The sequence below is a fragment of the Mycobacterium scrofulaceum genome, from assembly GCF_001667885.1.
In the GTDB taxonomy this organism is placed as follows: domain Bacteria; phylum Actinomycetota; class Actinomycetes; order Mycobacteriales; family Mycobacteriaceae; genus Mycobacterium; species Mycobacterium scrofulaceum_C.
This window is the reverse complement of the sequence record NZ_LZJW01000097.1, coordinates 1-13,667: the sequence shown is the minus strand read 5'-3', so window position 1 is coordinate 13,667 and position 13,667 is coordinate 1. Positions and strand designations below refer to the sequence as shown.

General features: G+C 67.0%; 16 protein-coding genes and 2 pseudogenes. 11 read left to right on the top strand and 7 right to left on the bottom strand.

Annotation, left to right across the window (positions count from 1 at the left end):
* Positions 1-86: 86 nt before the first annotated feature.
* The gene (locus A5681_RS15070) at positions 87-1,454 is read right to left on the bottom strand and encodes an HNH endonuclease signature motif containing protein (protein ID WP_067276108.1); all 1,368 of its coding nucleotides are present in this window, start codon (positions 1,452-1,454) and stop codon (positions 87-89) included.
* Between the two features lie 149 nt (positions 1,455-1,603).
* Between A5681_RS15070 and A5681_RS15065 the strand changes: the two genes are divergently transcribed.
* Positions 1,604-2,068, top strand: coding sequence for a hypothetical protein (locus tag A5681_RS15065; RefSeq protein ID WP_067276104.1), 465 nt, complete (start codon positions 1,604-1,606; stop codon positions 2,066-2,068).
* A 138-nt stretch (positions 2,069-2,206) separates the two neighbouring features.
* Positions 2,207-3,337: a nitronate monooxygenase gene (locus tag A5681_RS15060; protein WP_067276101.1), complete on the top strand. Its 1,131-nt coding sequence runs from the start codon at positions 2,207-2,209 to the stop codon at positions 3,335-3,337.
* Between the two features lie 8 nt (positions 3,338-3,345).
* On the opposite strand, the gene A5681_RS15055 is transcribed toward A5681_RS15060, so the two are convergent.
* The 3 genes from A5681_RS15055 to A5681_RS15045 are packed head-to-tail and all read right to left on the bottom strand — an operon-like array spanning position 3,346 to position 4,327.
* Positions 3,346-3,570 carry a hypothetical protein gene (locus A5681_RS15055; protein WP_067276097.1) on the bottom strand — a complete coding sequence of 75 codons (225 nt, stop codon included), beginning with the start codon at positions 3,568-3,570 and terminating at the stop codon, positions 3,346-3,348.
* 56 nt (positions 3,571-3,626) lie between these two features.
* Positions 3,627-3,917 (bottom strand): hypothetical protein, encoded by a 291-nt coding sequence (locus A5681_RS15050; RefSeq protein ID WP_067276093.1) that lies wholly within the window; start codon positions 3,915-3,917, stop codon positions 3,627-3,629.
* Positions 3,918-3,928: 11 nt separating this feature from the next.
* On the bottom strand, positions 3,929-4,327 hold the full coding sequence (locus tag A5681_RS15045) for a hypothetical protein (protein WP_067276090.1): 399 nt from the start codon (positions 4,325-4,327) through the stop codon (positions 3,929-3,931).
* Positions 4,328-4,538: 211 nt separating this feature from the next.
* Here A5681_RS15045 and A5681_RS15040 point away from each other — a divergent pair, with 211 nt between their 5' ends.
* The 3 genes from A5681_RS15040 to A5681_RS15030 are packed head-to-tail and all read left to right on the top strand — an operon-like array spanning position 4,539 to position 7,408.
* Positions 4,539-5,822 carry a cytochrome P450 gene (locus A5681_RS15040; protein WP_067276087.1) on the top strand — a complete coding sequence of 428 codons (1,284 nt, stop codon included), beginning with the start codon at positions 4,539-4,541 and terminating at the stop codon, positions 5,820-5,822.
* Between the two features lie 10 nt (positions 5,823-5,832).
* The gene (locus A5681_RS15035) at positions 5,833-6,846 is read left to right on the top strand and encodes an alcohol dehydrogenase (protein WP_067276085.1); all 1,014 of its coding nucleotides are present in this window, start codon (positions 5,833-5,835) and stop codon (positions 6,844-6,846) included.
* Positions 6,847-6,859: 13 nt separating this feature from the next.
* A complete protein-coding gene (locus A5681_RS15030; protein WP_067276082.1) occupies positions 6,860-7,408 on the top strand; it encodes a YceI family protein in 549 nt (182 codons plus the stop codon).
* 11 nt (positions 7,409-7,419) lie between these two features.
* Here A5681_RS15030 and A5681_RS15025 read toward each other — a convergent pair whose 3' ends face one another.
* On the bottom strand, positions 7,420-8,523 hold the full coding sequence (locus A5681_RS15025) for a DUF7159 family protein (RefSeq protein ID WP_067276078.1): 1,104 nt from the start codon (positions 8,521-8,523) through the stop codon (positions 7,420-7,422).
* Between the two features lie 613 nt (positions 8,524-9,136).
* On the opposite strand from A5681_RS15025, the gene ag85B reads away from it, so the two are divergent.
* On the top strand, positions 9,137-10,129 hold the full coding sequence (gene ag85B / locus A5681_RS15020; protein ID WP_067276075.1) for a diacylglycerol acyltransferase/mycolyltransferase Ag85B: 993 nt from the start codon (positions 9,137-9,139) through the stop codon (positions 10,127-10,129).
* Positions 10,130-10,202: 73 nt separating this feature from the next.
* Here ag85B and A5681_RS15015 read toward each other — a convergent pair whose 3' ends face one another.
* Positions 10,203-10,883: a hypothetical protein gene (locus tag A5681_RS15015; RefSeq protein ID WP_231996318.1), complete on the bottom strand. Its 681-nt coding sequence runs from the start codon at positions 10,881-10,883 to the stop codon at positions 10,203-10,205.
* Here A5681_RS15015 and A5681_RS15010 point away from each other — a divergent pair.
* The 5 genes and pseudogenes from A5681_RS15010 to A5681_RS14990 form a co-directional block, all read left to right on the top strand.
* Positions 10,882-11,457: a chorismate mutase gene (locus A5681_RS15010; RefSeq protein ID WP_156737994.1), complete on the top strand. Its 576-nt coding sequence runs from the start codon at positions 10,882-10,884 to the stop codon at positions 11,455-11,457. The two genes, A5681_RS15015 and A5681_RS15010, sit on opposite strands and share 2 nt — an antisense overlap.
* Positions 11,458-11,589: 132 nt before the next feature.
* Positions 11,590-12,000, top strand: coding sequence for a resuscitation-promoting factor RpfC (gene rpfC / locus A5681_RS15005; RefSeq protein ID WP_197498608.1), 411 nt, complete (start codon positions 11,590-11,592; stop codon positions 11,998-12,000).
* Positions 12,001-12,038: 38 nt separating this feature from the next.
* Entirely contained in the window at positions 12,039-12,512 is a 474-nt protein-coding gene (locus A5681_RS15000) for an SRPBCC family protein (RefSeq protein WP_197498611.1), read from the top strand.
* A gap of 6 nt (positions 12,513-12,518) precedes the next feature.
* On the top strand, positions 12,519-13,352 hold the full coding sequence (locus tag A5681_RS14995; RefSeq protein ID WP_067276061.1) for an SDR family oxidoreductase: 834 nt from the start codon (positions 12,519-12,521) through the stop codon (positions 13,350-13,352).
* 13 nt (positions 13,353-13,365) lie between these two features.
* Positions 13,366-13,602: pseudogene (locus A5681_RS14990) on the top strand (lipoprotein LpqH); the annotation flags it as partial.
* On the opposite strand, the pseudogene A5681_RS27755 reads toward A5681_RS14990, so the two are convergent.
* Positions 13,600-13,667, bottom strand: a pseudogene (locus tag A5681_RS27755) (hypothetical protein); the annotation flags it as partial. The pseudogenes A5681_RS14990 and A5681_RS27755 overlap by 3 nt on opposite strands.

Sequence of the window (13,667 nt, the reverse complement as noted above, 5' to 3'; positions counted from 1 at the left end):
GGGCTCCCCAATTACGCGACGTGCCGTGTCGTAATTGGCAGCACTACGCTACTCGCTGGCCACGGAGCGGATCAATAGCGTGAACGCTACGGCGGGTCGTCGTCCTCGTCGTTGTCCGACATCAGCTTTTCGGGGTGGTGGAAGGCGTTGGTGCGGGGCTGGCCGCGTTCGAGATGGGGTGGCGGAATCCATTCGGTGTCGCCGTTGGCGCGTTTCCGGGTGGTCCAGCCCTTTTCGAGAAGCCGGTGGTGGGGTCCGCACGCCAGCGTGAGTTGGTCGATGTCGGTTCGATGCGTGGCGGCCCACTCTTCGACGTGGTGGACTTCGCAGTAGTAGCCGGCGACGTCGCAGCCGGGCGCCGAGCAGCCACGGTCCTTGGCGTACAAGACAATTCGCTGCCCCGCCGAGGCCAGCCGTTTGGCCTGATACAGCGCGACCGCTTTGCCCTTGTCGAAGATCGCCAGATAATGGTGTGCGTGGCGGGCCAGGCGGATCACGTCGGACATCGGCAAGATCGTGCCCCCGCCGGTCAACCCCTTGCCCGCGGCGGCTTCGAGCTCCGCGAGCGTGGTGGTCACGACGATGGCCGCAGGCAGGCCGTTGTGCTGTCCGAGGCTGCCGCTCGCCAGCGTTGCTCTCAGCGCGGCATTGAGGCCGTCGTGGTTCCGTTGGGGCCCGGTGCGGGCGTCGCGCTGCACGGCTTCCTCGCTGGGCGGCCCGTCGACCACCGGGGCGTCGTCCTCGGGGTTGCACATGCCAGGCGCGGCGAGTTTGGCCAGCACCGCTTCCCATGTGGCGCGGGCCTCGGGGGTCAGCCAGCCGCTGAGGCGTGACATGCCGTCGCTGTCTTGGGTTCCCAGGGTCAATCCGCGGCGCCGCGCGCGGTCCTGGTCGGTGAACTGTCCGTCGGGGTTGAGGTAGCAGGTGATGCGCTCGGCGACTTTGCGCAGACTTTCGGGGCGGTGAGCGCCGGCCCAGCGAGCGAGGTCGGCCTCGGCGGCCTCGCGGGTGGGCGCGTCGACCCAGCCGGGCAGCTCGTCGAAGAAGCGGTGGATGACCGTGAGGTGGGACGCGCCGATATGGCCGGCGCGCTGCGCGGCCGCGGCGGCCGGATACCGCGGCGCCAACGGCTCCCCGGTCAGCGCCCGCCGCGTGCCCAGGGCGCGGGCGTCGGTGATCCGGCGGTTGGCTTCCCCGCGAGTGATGCGCAGCCGGTCGGCCAACACGTGCGCGAACTTGCCGCCGAGTTCGGCCGGGGTGGCCTGGCAGTCGATTTGGTTGATCAGCTGGTGGCCTGCCACGGGCAGCCGCCGCATCTCGCGTTCGAGCAGTTCGAGGTGGGCGAAGCGTTCCGGGGTGGTCAGCGCATCGTAGGAGTGGCCGAGAACGCGGGAGACGGCGTCGCTCAGCGCGGCATAATCCGCGGCGATCTCCTCACGACTATTCGAACGCATGTTCGAATAGTATGCCGGGCCACCGACAAGTCCCACCGGCCCAGCGGAAATGACTCCAATTCGACGCGGCGCCGGGAAACAATGGGTCCACGTCGACGCGTGCCCGCAGTGGGCCGGAAATGGCGGTGAGCCGGAGATGGAGGAGCGCCATGGCCTCGTTACTCACGGCCTGCGCCGGATTCCTGTTCGCCGTCTTGTGGATGGATTTGATCTTCGATGTGCAGGTACTCCGATTCCGTTCTGCGCCAAGCGATCTGCCCGAATCGGTGCTCGCTTCCATCGCGGCTTACTACCATCGCGCGACCACCACGTCTGCCCCGATGGGCCGGCTGATCGCCGCCGTGATGGTGATTTTGTTGGTGGCGTTGACCTACGAGTCCGCGCGGGGGCCGGAACCGTGGTGGCTGCTGGTGCTGTCGGCCGTCCTCGCCGTGCTTCCGATCATTCTGGCGTTGACGCAGACGGTCCCCGACGCGGTGCGGCTGGGCCGGCGCGCGGACGGTCCGCCCGAGCAGGCGCGCCTGGCGCGCTCCGTCTGCCGGGATCATCTGGTCTGCGCGGGCTGCATGTTCGCGTTCGTGATGCTGTGGGTGGTGTACAGCGCCGTGGTCTGACCGGCCTGTGGGCGCCCGCGGTGACGGGTCGTAGTGACAAAACGCAGGTCAGGACCCGCTGGCCACGTCAATGCCGTCCGTACTAAACTAGAACACGTTTCAATTTGTTGGCATCGGTTCCGCGCCCCAGGAGTAGGCATGCACACCGCCATCTGCGATGAGCTTGGTATTGAGTTTCCGATCTTCGCGTTCACCCACTGCCGTGATGTCGTGGTCGCGGTCAGCAAGGCCGGGGGGTTCGGCGTCCTCGGCGCCGTCGGTTTCACGCCCGAGCAGCTGGAGATCGAACTCAACTGGATTGACGAGAACATCGGCGACCACCCGTACGGCGTCGACATCGTCATCCCGAACAAGTACGAGGGCATGGACTCGCACCTCTCGGCCGAGGAACTCGCCGAGACGCTGCGCAAGATGGTGCCCCAGGAACACCTCGACTTCGGCAAGAAGATCCTCGCCGACCACGGCGTGCCGATCGAGGACAGCGACGGCGACAGCCTGCAGCTGCTCGGGTGGACCGAGGCGACCGCCACGCCCCAGGTCGAGGTGGCGCTCAAGCACCCGAAGGTGAAGATGATCGCCAACGCGCTCGGCACTCCCCCGGCCGACATGATCAAGCACATTCACGACGCCGGGCTCAAGGTGGCGGCGCTGTGCGGCTCGCCGTCGCAGGCCCGCAAGCACGCCGACGCTGGTGTCGACATCATCATCGCCCAGGGCGGCGAGGCCGGCGGCCACTGCGGCGAGGTGGGCTCAATCGTGTTGTGGCCGCAGGTGGTCAAGGAAGTCGCCCCGGTGCCGGTGCTGGCGGCCGGTGGTATCGGCAGCGGCCAGCAGATCGCGGCCGCGTTGGCGCTCGGCGCCCAAGGGGCATGGACCGGCTCGCAGTGGCTGATGGTCGAGGAGTCCTCGAACACGCCGGTTCAGCAGCAGGCGTACGTCAAGGCGGGAAGCCGCGACACCGTCCGCAGCCGGTCGTTCACCGGTAAGCCGGCGCGGATGCTGCGCAACGACTGGACCGAGGCGTGGGAGCAGCCGGACAACCCGAAGCCGCTCGGTATGCCGTTGCAGTACATGGTCTCCGGCATGGCGGTGCGGGCCACCAACAGGTACCCGAACGAGAGCGTGGACGTCGCGTTCAACCCGGTCGGTCAGGTCGTCGGTCAGTTCACCAAGGTCGAGAAGACGGCCACGGTCATCGAGCGCTGGGTCCAGGAGTACCTGGAAGCCACCAACCGGCTGGACGAGCTCAACGAGGCCGCCTCCGTCTGACGGCGGACCTACACCTCGTCTTCGGGCTCGTCGCGGCCGCTGAACATCTCCCGCGTCCGGTCCACCGCGTACGTGCCGATGTCGATCGAGTTCTGAACGATCCCGCTGGCGCCGCCGGAAATGTCACCGCGGATGATGTCGCTGGCGTGTTCGACGATGTCGGAGGCCTTTTCGACCGCGTTGGTCGCGATGTCCCTGGCCGCGTCGACCGCATCCTTCGGGGTGAAGCCCATCTCGATCTCCTCTAGTCGCAGGACGGTTGCTATGACTCTAGCCCGGTCGCGCCGGGCTAGTAGTTCACCAGAGTGCGCCAGTAGTCCTCGGGGATTTCCGTCCCGGAGCGCAAGATTCGGGCCAGGCCGACCGCCATCGCGATACCCAGCAGGCCGAGCCACAGCCCGGCCACCCCGATGATCCCCCACAGCACGGCGGTGACCGCGGGCCACGGCGACAGCACTGCGAGGACCGGTGCGAAAAAGAATCCCGTCCCGATGTACCACGCCGAGCCGGCACGATCGGACGCCAGGACGAACCGCAGCCAACGCGGGACGAGGGTCTCGCCGGGCCGGCCGTCGTTCATGATTCAGCCGCTCATCCGGCCGGAGGGAAGAATCCCGCCCCGGTGAACCAACCCTCTTGCCAGCCCTGCGCCCCCAGGCACAGCATCGGCAGCCCGCGATCCGACTGCGCCGCCGCCTGCGGCCCCGGGCACTTCGCGCCGGCCTGCTGCACCCCGTACAGGGGGTAGGAGATGACCCAATACCCGGTGGTGGCCGCCGGGAACTGGTTCGGCGGAGGGAAGTGGCACGCCTCGGCCTGGCCACTGGGGCCCCGACCGAAGATGAAGCGTTCGTAGTTGTCGCACGGCGCGCCCAACGACGCCTGATAGTTCATGCCCGGGACGTCGCCGTCGTACCCGGCCGCCGCGCACGGCGCCATGCCAATCGCGATGCCCGCTATCGAAGCGGCGCTGAGCAGTTCCCGAATCATGTTCCACCCCGCCTGTCGTCGCCGGTGACCTGCACCAAAGCATATCCATCGAGGCGCCGGCCACAAGACCGTATCGGCCGCGCGGTCTGCGAACGAGGAACACGTTCCAATTTGTGCCCGGCGATCTTCCGTCAATGCTTCCCATCCGTGGTGCGGCAATGGTTTATTTGCACAAAGACGACTAGACCACTTCGTCATCGAGGAGCGGGCCATGCCAACCGTCGAGCCAACCGCCAAGCCGGTCCCCAACCTTCCCCCCGGATTCGACTTCACCGACCCCGACATCCACGCCGAGCGGTTGCCGGTGGAGGAACTGGCGGAACTGCGGCGGACCGCGCCGATCTGGTGGAACGAACAGCCGATCGGAGCCGGCGGATTCGACGACGGTGGCTTCTGGGTGGTGTCCAAGCACAAGGACGTCAAAGAGGTCTCGCTGCGCAGCGACGTGTTCTCCAGCCTGAAAAACACCGCGCTGCCGCGCTATAAGGACGGAACTGTCGGCGAGCAGGTCGAACGCGGCAAGTTCGTGCTGCTGAACATGGATGCGCCGCAACACACTCGGCTGCGCAAGATCATCTCGCGGGCCTTCACCCCTCGGGCCATCGAGCGCCTGCGCGACGACCTCGCCGAGCGGGCCCGGCGCATCGTCGCCGAAGCGGCCGCCGAGGGACGCGGCGACTTCGTCGAGCAGGTCTCGTGCGAGTTGCCGTTGCAGGCCATCGCCGGGCTGATGGGGGTGCCGCAGGAAGACCGCAAGAAACTCTTCCACTGGTCCAACGAGATGGTCGGCGACCAGGATCCGGAGTTCGCCAACAACGACGCCATCACCGCTTCCGTCGAACTCATCATGTACGGCATGCAGATGGCCGCCGACCGGACGAACAATCCGGGCGAGGACCTCGTCACCAAGTTGGTCCAGGCCGACATCGACGGCCACAAGCTGTCCGACGACGAGTTCGGCTTCTTCGTCATCCTGCTGGCCGTGGCCGGCAACGAGACAACCCGCAACTCCATCACGCAGGGCATGATGGCCTTCACCGACTTTCCGGATCAGTGGGAGCTGTTCAAGAGGGAGCGCCCCGCCACCGCGGCCGACGAGATCGTACGGTGGGCCACCCCGGTGACGTCATTCCAGCGGACCGCGCTCGAGGACTACGAGCTGTCCGGCGTGCAGATCAAGAGGGGCCAGCGGGTGGTAATGGTCTACCGCTCAGCCAATTTCGACGAGGACGTCTTCGACGACCCGTTCACCTTCAACATCCTGCGCGACCCGAATCCGCACGTGGGTTTCGGTGGCACCGGTGCGCATTACTGCATCGGGGCGAACCTCGCGCGGATGACCATCGACCTGATGTTCAACGCCATCGCCGACGGAATCCCGAACCTGGAATCGATGGGGAAGCCCGAACGGCTGAGGTCCGGCTGGTTGAACGGGATCAAGCACTGGCAGGTCGACTACCACACCGACGGCGCGAAATCCGCTGCCGCACAGTAGCATCAACTGCATGGCAACCCATCGAGCAGTTCACGTGAAGTCGGCCGGTGCACCGTTAGAACTGGTCGATGTCGAAACCGAGACCCCAGGGCGTGGCGAGGCGCGGATAAACGTCACCGCGTGTGGAATCTGCGGCACGGACGCGCACTTTGTCGCTGGGGGCTTCCCTGGCATGACGTGGCCGTTGACTCCAGGGCACGAAATCGCCGGGACGATCGCCGAACTCGGTCCTGGTGTGGAGGGTTTCGCCGTCGGCGATCGCGTCGCGGTCGGGTGGTTCGGCGGGTGCTGCTACCACTGCGATGAATGTCGCAAAGGCCACTTCATTCATTGCGAGAACGGGAAGGTGCCGAGTTACCAGTATCCGGGCGGATATGCGGAATCGGTCACTGTCCCCGGGAGCGCGCTCGCCCGCATACCGGAAGGGCTCTCGGACGCGGAAGCCGCGCCGATGGGCTGCGCCGGCGTCACCACCTACAACGCGTTGCGCCATACCAAGGCTCTGCCCGGCGACCGGGTCGCCATCCTCGGTGTCGGCGGCCTCGGCCACCTCGGTGTGCAGTTCGCCCGTGCCATGGGTTTCGAGACCATCGCCATCGCCCGCGGCAGCGGCAAAGAGGAGGACGCCCGGAAGTTGGGCGCCCACCACTACATTGACTCCACCGCCAGCGATCCCGCGGAAGCCCTCAAGGCCCTGGGCGGGGCGGCGGTCGTGCTGGCGACCGCCGGAAACTCGCCGGCGATGGCGGCAACCGTCGGCGGGATATCGCCACAGGGCGAGCTCGTCACGATCGGCGTGACGCCAGAACCGTTGCCGATCAGCCCCATTCAGCTCATCACGCCAGGGATCAGTATCGTCGGTCATCCCTCCGGCACGGCGAAAGACGTTGAAGACACCATGCATTTCGCCGTCCTGTCCGGGGTGCGGGCGTGGATCGAGGAAATGCCGCTGTCGCAGGCGGCCGAGGGCTATGCGGCGTTGGAGCAAGGACGCGCGCACTACCGCACGGTCCTGACGATGTGATTACAGTCGGCCTATGACCGACGAATGGAGCTTGGACGCATCCGACGGCGAACTGCTGCTTGCCACCGGAGTCCAGGGCCGCGCCGCCAGGATGGGTCACCGTCTCACGATCGCGATGACCCGGTGGCATGCCACCGTGAGCTGGGCCGGTTCCGAACCGGCCGCCGTGGAGCTTGTGGTCGAGACGGATTCGCTGGAGGTGCTGCGCGGTGAGGGCGGCGTCAAGGGACTGTCCGCGCCCGAGAAGGCGTTGGTCCGGTCCAACGCCCTGAAGTCGTTGGACGCCAACCGGTTTCCCGAGATCCGCTTCGTCGCACGGGCCGTCGACAAGACCGATGACGGGTATCGGCTCAGCGGCGAGCTCACCGTGCGGGGAAAGACGCGGGCCCACGAAATCGAGTTGCGCACAGACGATCTCGGGGACGAGTGGCGCATGACCGCCGAGTCCACGGTCCGGCAGACCGACTATGGCGTCAAGCCCTACTCATTGCTGATGGGTTCGCTCCAGGTCGCCGACGACGTGGCGTTGTCCTTCACCGCGACTCACCCGAAGGGCTCCTGAGCGGCTCGGCGTCAGGGCTGCGGCTGCGCGGGCGCCTGCGGCGCCGAGTCGCCGGTCGGCTCACCGGCGTCGGCCGGTATGTGCTCGAGAACCCTTGTCAGGTAAGGCTGCCGGGTGCCGGGGTCGGGCTGCTGGACCTCCGGGGCGGCTTCTGTGATCGGTTCGGCGGCGGGAATCTTCGCCTGCGGGGTCAGCGGCGCGACGACCGGGGGCGGCGCCACGGCTTCGGCGATTTGTGGCGTGGGCGGCTGGACCGCGTGCCGCGGGGCCGGCTTGCTGACCGGGGCCAGCTGAATGCCCACGGCGAGCGATAACGAGGAGACGAACGTGACCACACCAGCGGCAAGCGTGGTGACCGCACCGGCGTACGACAGCTTTCGCGGTGCGGCGGGCGTCGCGGGCGGTGCGCTGTCGTGCGTCACCAACTGCTCGTCGGTGAACTCGGTGCTTCGGGCGGCGGTCAGCGCCGCACCACGCGCGATGGTCACCTGCGCCATGTTTTGCACGAAAACCGGTACGGGAAGCGTCTTTTCGAGTTGCCAAGAGAAACCGTCGACGTCGCTATGCGCGCCGACAACGACCACCCCGCCCGGCTGCCAGCCATTGCGGTCGAACATGCCGCTCAGCCATCGGGTCAGGCCGTCGAGGCCGCCGCCCACCTGCTTGGTGGCTGTCTGCGTCTCCCCGTGGTGAGTGTCGACCATGACAACGGTGGTCCCCTCACGTTCGAGGAGACAGACGGCGGTCTGCTCGTAGCCGATGACCGGCGCGATGGCCTGCGCCAGGGTTTCGATCGCGTCGAGTGCGCGGACCGGCACGACGTTGTCGAGCCCCGCGTTGGTCAGCGCCTCCAGCACCAGCGCTGCCTGCGCGGACGCGTCGTCGTTCCAGGTCACTCCGACGACCCGCAGCCGGTGCTCGCTGGCGGCGGCCTGCGCTTCCACCCGCAAAACCTCGTCGGCCACTTGCTCCGCGGTACTGAGGGCGCGCACCCCGCGGCCGGGGTCCAGCGTGAGCTCCCGGTGGTCCAGGATGGTGCCGTCCGCGCCGTGTCCCTCAGCGAGGACCCAGCCAATGGCGGTCGGCGTCACTGATAGCCCAAGTACCGTGTCCAAAACTCCCCAATCGGTCCCGGACCTCCGACACCCTCACCCGCACCGACGCGCACCAGTAAATCCCCTGGTGAGGTGGTTCGTGAAGGCCGGAACGGACCGGGAAAACGTGGTCTCCATCGGCTTGCTCCGTGAGAGCCTACGCGGTCGGCGCAAGTCCGGCTGCGCCGGTTCGGCTTCGCCCGGACACCCGCCCGGGCCGAGAACCACCGATACTGCGCGGGAAGCGCTGATGAGCGATGAGCGATGAGTCGCGGGCGCCGGGAAACCACCGCACGTTCACGCGGCGATAAAGGTCTTCGGTACGGAATCGGCTTTTCCGGCGGCGGTTCGGCGCCGCGGAACGGGTTGTCGTCCTGGCTGGGCCGAAAATTGCGGCTTTGTGCTTTGCTTTGTACCCGGGCCCGGCGCCGCTGCCAGGCGTTTTCGGCCCGAGAGTGGTGGTCCGGGGTGACGAAGCACCGGCAGCACGTGGGCGGTGCGCTTATCCCTGCCACGAAATTGGTGCAAGAAAAGCGATACCAAATCGAGATGTCCCCGCGTCCCGATCGACATTCGGCCTATTCACCCGGTAAATTCCTGCTGAGACCGCCATCACATACGACAAGGGGCAGGTATGACAGAACTGAGCGAGAAGGTCCGGGCCTGGGGGCGCCGGCTATTAGTCGGTGCGGCAGCGGCTGTGACGCTGCCGGGCCTGATCGGTCTTGCCGGCGGCGCGCCGACCGCGGGAGCGTTTTCGCGACCGGGTCTGCCCGTCGAATACCTGCAGGTGCCATCGGCGGGTATGGGCCGCAACATCAAGGTCCAGTTCCAAAGCGGCGGCAACGGCTCCCCCGCGGTCTACCTGCTCGACGGGTTGCGGGCCCAGGACGACTACAACGGCTGGGACATCAACACGCCCGCGTTCGAGTGGTACTACCAGTCGGGCCTGTCGATCGTCATGCCCGTCGGTGGTCAGTCCAGCTTCTACAGCGACTGGTACAGCCCGGCTTGCGGCAAGGCGGGCTGCTCCACCTATAAATGGGAAACCTTCCTGACCAGTGAGCTTCCCCAGTACCTGGCCTCCAACAAGAGCGTCAAGTCCACGGGCGGCGCCGCGGTCGGCATCTCGATGGCCGGTTCGTCGGCACTGATCCTGGCCGCCTACCACCCCAACCAGTTCATCTACGCCGGTTCGCTGTCGGCCTTGATGGACCCGTCGCAGGGCATGGGCCCGTCCCTGATCGGCCTCGCAATGGGTGACGCCGGCGGTTACAAGGCCAGCGACATGTGGGGGCCCTCGAGCGACCCCGCGTGGCAGCGCAACGACCCCACGCTGCAGATCCCCAAGCTGGTGGGTAACAACACCCGCCTGTGGATCTACTGCGGTAACGGCACGCCGTCCGAGCTGGGCGGGGCCAACATGCCCGCCGAGTTCCTGGAGAACTTCGTGCGCAGCAGCAACCTGAAGTTCCAGGACCAGTACAACGCGGCCGGTGGCCACAACGCGGTGTTCAACTTCAACGCCAATGGCACGCACAGCTGGGAGTACTGGGGAGCTCAGCTCAACGCCATGAAGCCGGACCTGCAGGGCACCCTGGGTGCCACGCCCGGCGGCGGTGGATAGCCTCACCTGCCCCGAGGTCGCTACTGCGCCCGACGACGACGCCGTCGGGCGCAGTAGTGCGTTATCGGCCCGATCAGCCCGGCCGGGCGAACTCGCCGGTGATATCGGTCCAGGCCGTCGCGTCCGCGCGGTGATCGGTCATGTTCCGGCATTGGCCGTAGACGCGCAGCACGCCCACGTTGGGCTCGTCGTCGTGCCGGTAAACGATCACCGTGACGGCGTCCTTGGTAAGCGTCGTGGCGAAGGCGTGGTTGTTGGGCGGTAGGCCCGCGGTCCAGCCGTGGTCGGTCAGCGTTGCGGCGATTTGGGCGAAGTAGGTGTCGGCCCGGGTCGCGGCGGGCACCGAGAAGGTCAGGTAGACCGCGCCCTGATACGGCGGGTCGTCGCGGTTTTTGCAGGACATCAGCGAGTAGCCGGCCGACGACGTCCGCAGGGCCGCCGCGGCGACGACGTCCTGCGCCGACTGAACGACCTGAGCCCTCGACTGGTCGTCACTCACCGGGCTGGCTGGATGCTCGAGCGCGTCGGCGGGCGTCGAATGCAGGCGGTCGAGCATCAGGATCGCCGCACCCAGCAACAGCGGGACGGCCAGTGCAGCCGCGATCAGCGCCCGAATCCGCTTCGAACGCAACGACTTTCCGCGATCCCCGGCTATGCGCTGCGGGCCGCGGCTGCCCATCATCGACGACATCAGCACTTTCAGGCTAACTCCGAGGTGCCCGCGCGCCCGGGACTGCCGCAGAATCATGGGCATGACCGGCCGCCGCATCACGCTGACCGTGCGCTGCGGGGGCGTCGTCGGCGCGGTGGCGGTACTGGTCGCGTCGCCGGTGGCGGCGGACGACTCCGGCGCGCTGACCGGGTTGGTCGACGCCGCCGCGCAGCGGTTACAGATCGCCGAGCCGGTGGCCGCGTTCAAGTGGCACGCGCACGGGCCTATCGAAGACCCCGACCGCGTCCGGCAAGAACTCGCGAAGTTGGCCACCGAGGCGTCCTCCCAACGGGTCGACCCCGACTACGTCACGAAGGTGTTCGGCGACCAGATCCGCGCCACCGAGGGCATCGAATACAGCCGTTTCGCGGATTGGAAGCTCGATCCCGCGGGCGCGCCGACCCAGTCGGCGGACCTGGCGGCGTCCCGGTCGGCAATCGACGACCTCAACCACACGATGCTGAACCAAATGGTGGCCGACTGGGATCTGCTGCATTCGCCGGCCTGCCCCGCGCAGCTCGACCTCGCCCGCGGCGGCGTCGTGCGCACGCGCGGGCTGGACCCCCTGTATCAACGTGCGCTGGCGTTAGCCACTCAGTCATATTGCCAGCAATAATTTATTTTTTCCTCATCGGTTTCTAACACTTTCTTCGCGTGCCGCAATAAGGGCATTTCCGCAGCTGGAAGGCATATCTCGCACCATTTTCGAATAGGTAACGCTTTGGCCACAGCGGCCGAAATCCATCACATGAAAATTCTCTGCAAGCCTCTCGTCAAGTCCCTGGCGGTCGGCGGGTTCGTTGCAGCGTCGATAGCTTCGTCCACCGGTATCGCCACGTCCGCCCCGACGCCCAACTGGGACGCGGTCGCCCAGTGCGAGTCCGGCGGCAACTGGCACGCCAACACCGGCAACGGTGAGTACGGCGGACTCCAATTCAAGCCGGCCACCTGGGCCGCATACGGCGGTGTCGGCAACCCGGCGGCCGCGACCAGGGAGCAGCAAATCGCCGTGGCCAACCGGGTTTTCGCGGACCAAGGCGTGGAAGCGTGGCCGAAGTGCGGCGCGCAGTCGGGCCTGCCGATCGGTTGGTACTCGCACCCCGCGCAGGGCATCAAGGAGATCATCAACGGGCTGATCCAGGCGGCGGCTCCGCACTGACGATCAACCACCGTCGCGGTCTATGACCGAGCGGGAAGCTGTGTTTGGATCAGCGCATGGAAGGTTCGGCCACTGTTCATATGGCGGCGTCCGCGGACAAGATCTGGGATCTCATCGCGAACGTTCGCAATATCGGACGGTTCTCCCCGGAAGTGTTCGAAGCCGAGTGGCTGGGCGACGCAAGCGGCCCGGCCCTCGGCGCCAAATTCCGCGGGCACGTCAGGCGCAACGAGGTCGGACCGGTGTATTGGACGACGTGTGAAGTTACCGCGTGCGAACCCGGCCGTGAATTCGGTTTCGCGGTGCTGCTCGGTGATCGGGCGGTCAACAACTGGCACTACCGGTTGGCGCCCAGCGGCGGCGGCACGGACGTGACCGAGTCGTTTCGGCTCAGCCCCGCGCCGTGGCTCGGCCTCTACTGGCTGTTCGGTGGCTTCCTGCGCAAGCGCCGCAACGTCCGCGACATGACCAAGACGCTGAACCGCATCAAAGATGTGGTCGAGACGGGCTGACGCGCCGTGAAATCGGTCTTCATCACCGGCGCGGGCAGCGGCATGGGCCGCGAGGGCGCAAAGCTCTTCCACGCCAAGGGCTGGCGGGTCGGTGCCGTGGACCGCAACGAGGACGGCTTGGCCACGCTGCGCGACGAACTGGGCGCCGACCGGCTGTGGACGCGCCGCGTCGACGTGACGGACAAGGCCGCCTTGGAGGGCGCCCTGGCCGATTTCTGCGCCGGCAACACCGGCGGCGGGCTCGACATGATGTGGAACAACGCCGGCATCGGCGAATCCGGGTGGTTCGAGGACGTGCCCTACGAGGCCGCCATGCGCGTCGTGGACATCAACTACAAGGCCGTGCTGACCGGCGCCTACGCGTCGTTGCCGTATTTGAAGAAAACGCCGGGCAGCCTGATGTTTTCGACGTCGTCCTCGTCCGCGACCTACGGCATGCCGCGCCTCGCCGTCTATTCGTCGACCAAGCACGCGGTCAAGGGCCTGACCGAGGCGCTCAGCGTCGAGTGGCAGCGACACGGGGTCCGCGTCGCCGACGTGCTGCCCGGTCTGATCGACACCGCCATCCTGACCACGACGACGAACCACTCCAACGACGGCCGGGCGCCGATGACCGCGGAGCAGTTGCGCGCCACCGCGCCCAAGAAGGGCATCCTCCGGTTGATGCCGGCAAGCAGCGTCGCGGACACCGCATGGCAGGCTTACCACAACCCGAAGCGGTTGCATTGGTATGTGCCCAAGGGCATTCGGTTGATCGATTTGTTCAAGGGCCTGAGTCCGGAGTTCGTGCGACGCAGCATCGTCAAGTCCCTGCCCAGGATGATGCCGGATCGGCAGTGAAGGAGGTGAACCGGTGCGAAACCGGTTACTCGCGGTTGTCTTCCTCGTGATCGCCGGCGTCGGCCTCGCGGGGTGCGGCCAGGCCCAGACCACGCCGCGCAAAGCGGCCCGCCTGACCATCGACGGCGCCACGCACAGCACCCGGCCGCCGTCGTGCAGCCAGAACCAGCAGTACCGGACCATCGACATCAAGGATCGCGACGGCGCCGTCGAGGCCGTGATGCTCACCAGCGGTTACCGGGTCATGCCCGATGTCGAGGCTCGGTGCGGCGAGTTCACCGAACTCCAGCACGCGGGGCCGGTCTCGCTCGGGCA

What these genes read in the sequence shown, in the direction of transcription:
- A5681_RS15030 (WP_067276082.1), top strand. Translation starts at nt 6,860, where the DNA reads ATGACCGACGAATGGAGCTTGGACGCATCCGACGGCGAACTGCTGCTT.
- A5681_RS15045 (WP_067276090.1), bottom strand. Translation starts at nt 4,327, where the DNA reads ATGATTCGGGAACTGCTCAGCGCCGCTTCGATAGCGGGCATCGCGATT.
- ag85B (WP_067276075.1), top strand. Translation starts at nt 9,137, where the DNA reads ATGACAGAACTGAGCGAGAAGGTCCGGGCCTGGGGGCGCCGGCTATTA.
- A5681_RS15040 (WP_067276087.1), top strand. Translation starts at nt 4,539, where the DNA reads ATGCCAACCGTCGAGCCAACCGCCAAGCCGGTCCCCAACCTTCCCCCC.
- A5681_RS15015 (WP_231996318.1), bottom strand. Translation starts at nt 10,883, where the DNA reads ATGCCCATGATTCTGCGGCAGTCCCGGGCGCGCGGGCACCTCGGAGTT.
- A5681_RS15070 (WP_067276108.1), bottom strand. Translation starts at nt 1,454, where the DNA reads ATGCGTTCGAATAGTCGTGAGGAGATCGCCGCGGATTATGCCGCGCTG.
- A5681_RS15010 (WP_156737994.1), top strand. Translation starts at nt 10,882, where the DNA reads ATGACCGGCCGCCGCATCACGCTGACCGTGCGCTGCGGGGGCGTCGTC.
- A5681_RS15035 (WP_067276085.1), top strand. Translation starts at nt 5,833, where the DNA reads ATGGCAACCCATCGAGCAGTTCACGTGAAGTCGGCCGGTGCACCGTTA.
- A5681_RS15050 (WP_067276093.1), bottom strand. Translation starts at nt 3,917, where the DNA reads ATGAACGACGGCCGGCCCGGCGAGACCCTCGTCCCGCGTTGGCTGCGG.
- A5681_RS15055 (WP_067276097.1), bottom strand. Translation starts at nt 3,570, where the DNA reads ATGGGCTTCACCCCGAAGGATGCGGTCGACGCGGCCAGGGACATCGCG.
- A5681_RS15060 (WP_067276101.1), top strand. Translation starts at nt 2,207, where the DNA reads ATGCACACCGCCATCTGCGATGAGCTTGGTATTGAGTTTCCGATCTTC.
- rpfC (WP_197498608.1), top strand. Translation starts at nt 11,590, where the DNA reads ATGAAAATTCTCTGCAAGCCTCTCGTCAAGTCCCTGGCGGTCGGCGGG.
- A5681_RS15065 (WP_067276104.1), top strand. Translation starts at nt 1,604, where the DNA reads ATGGCCTCGTTACTCACGGCCTGCGCCGGATTCCTGTTCGCCGTCTTG.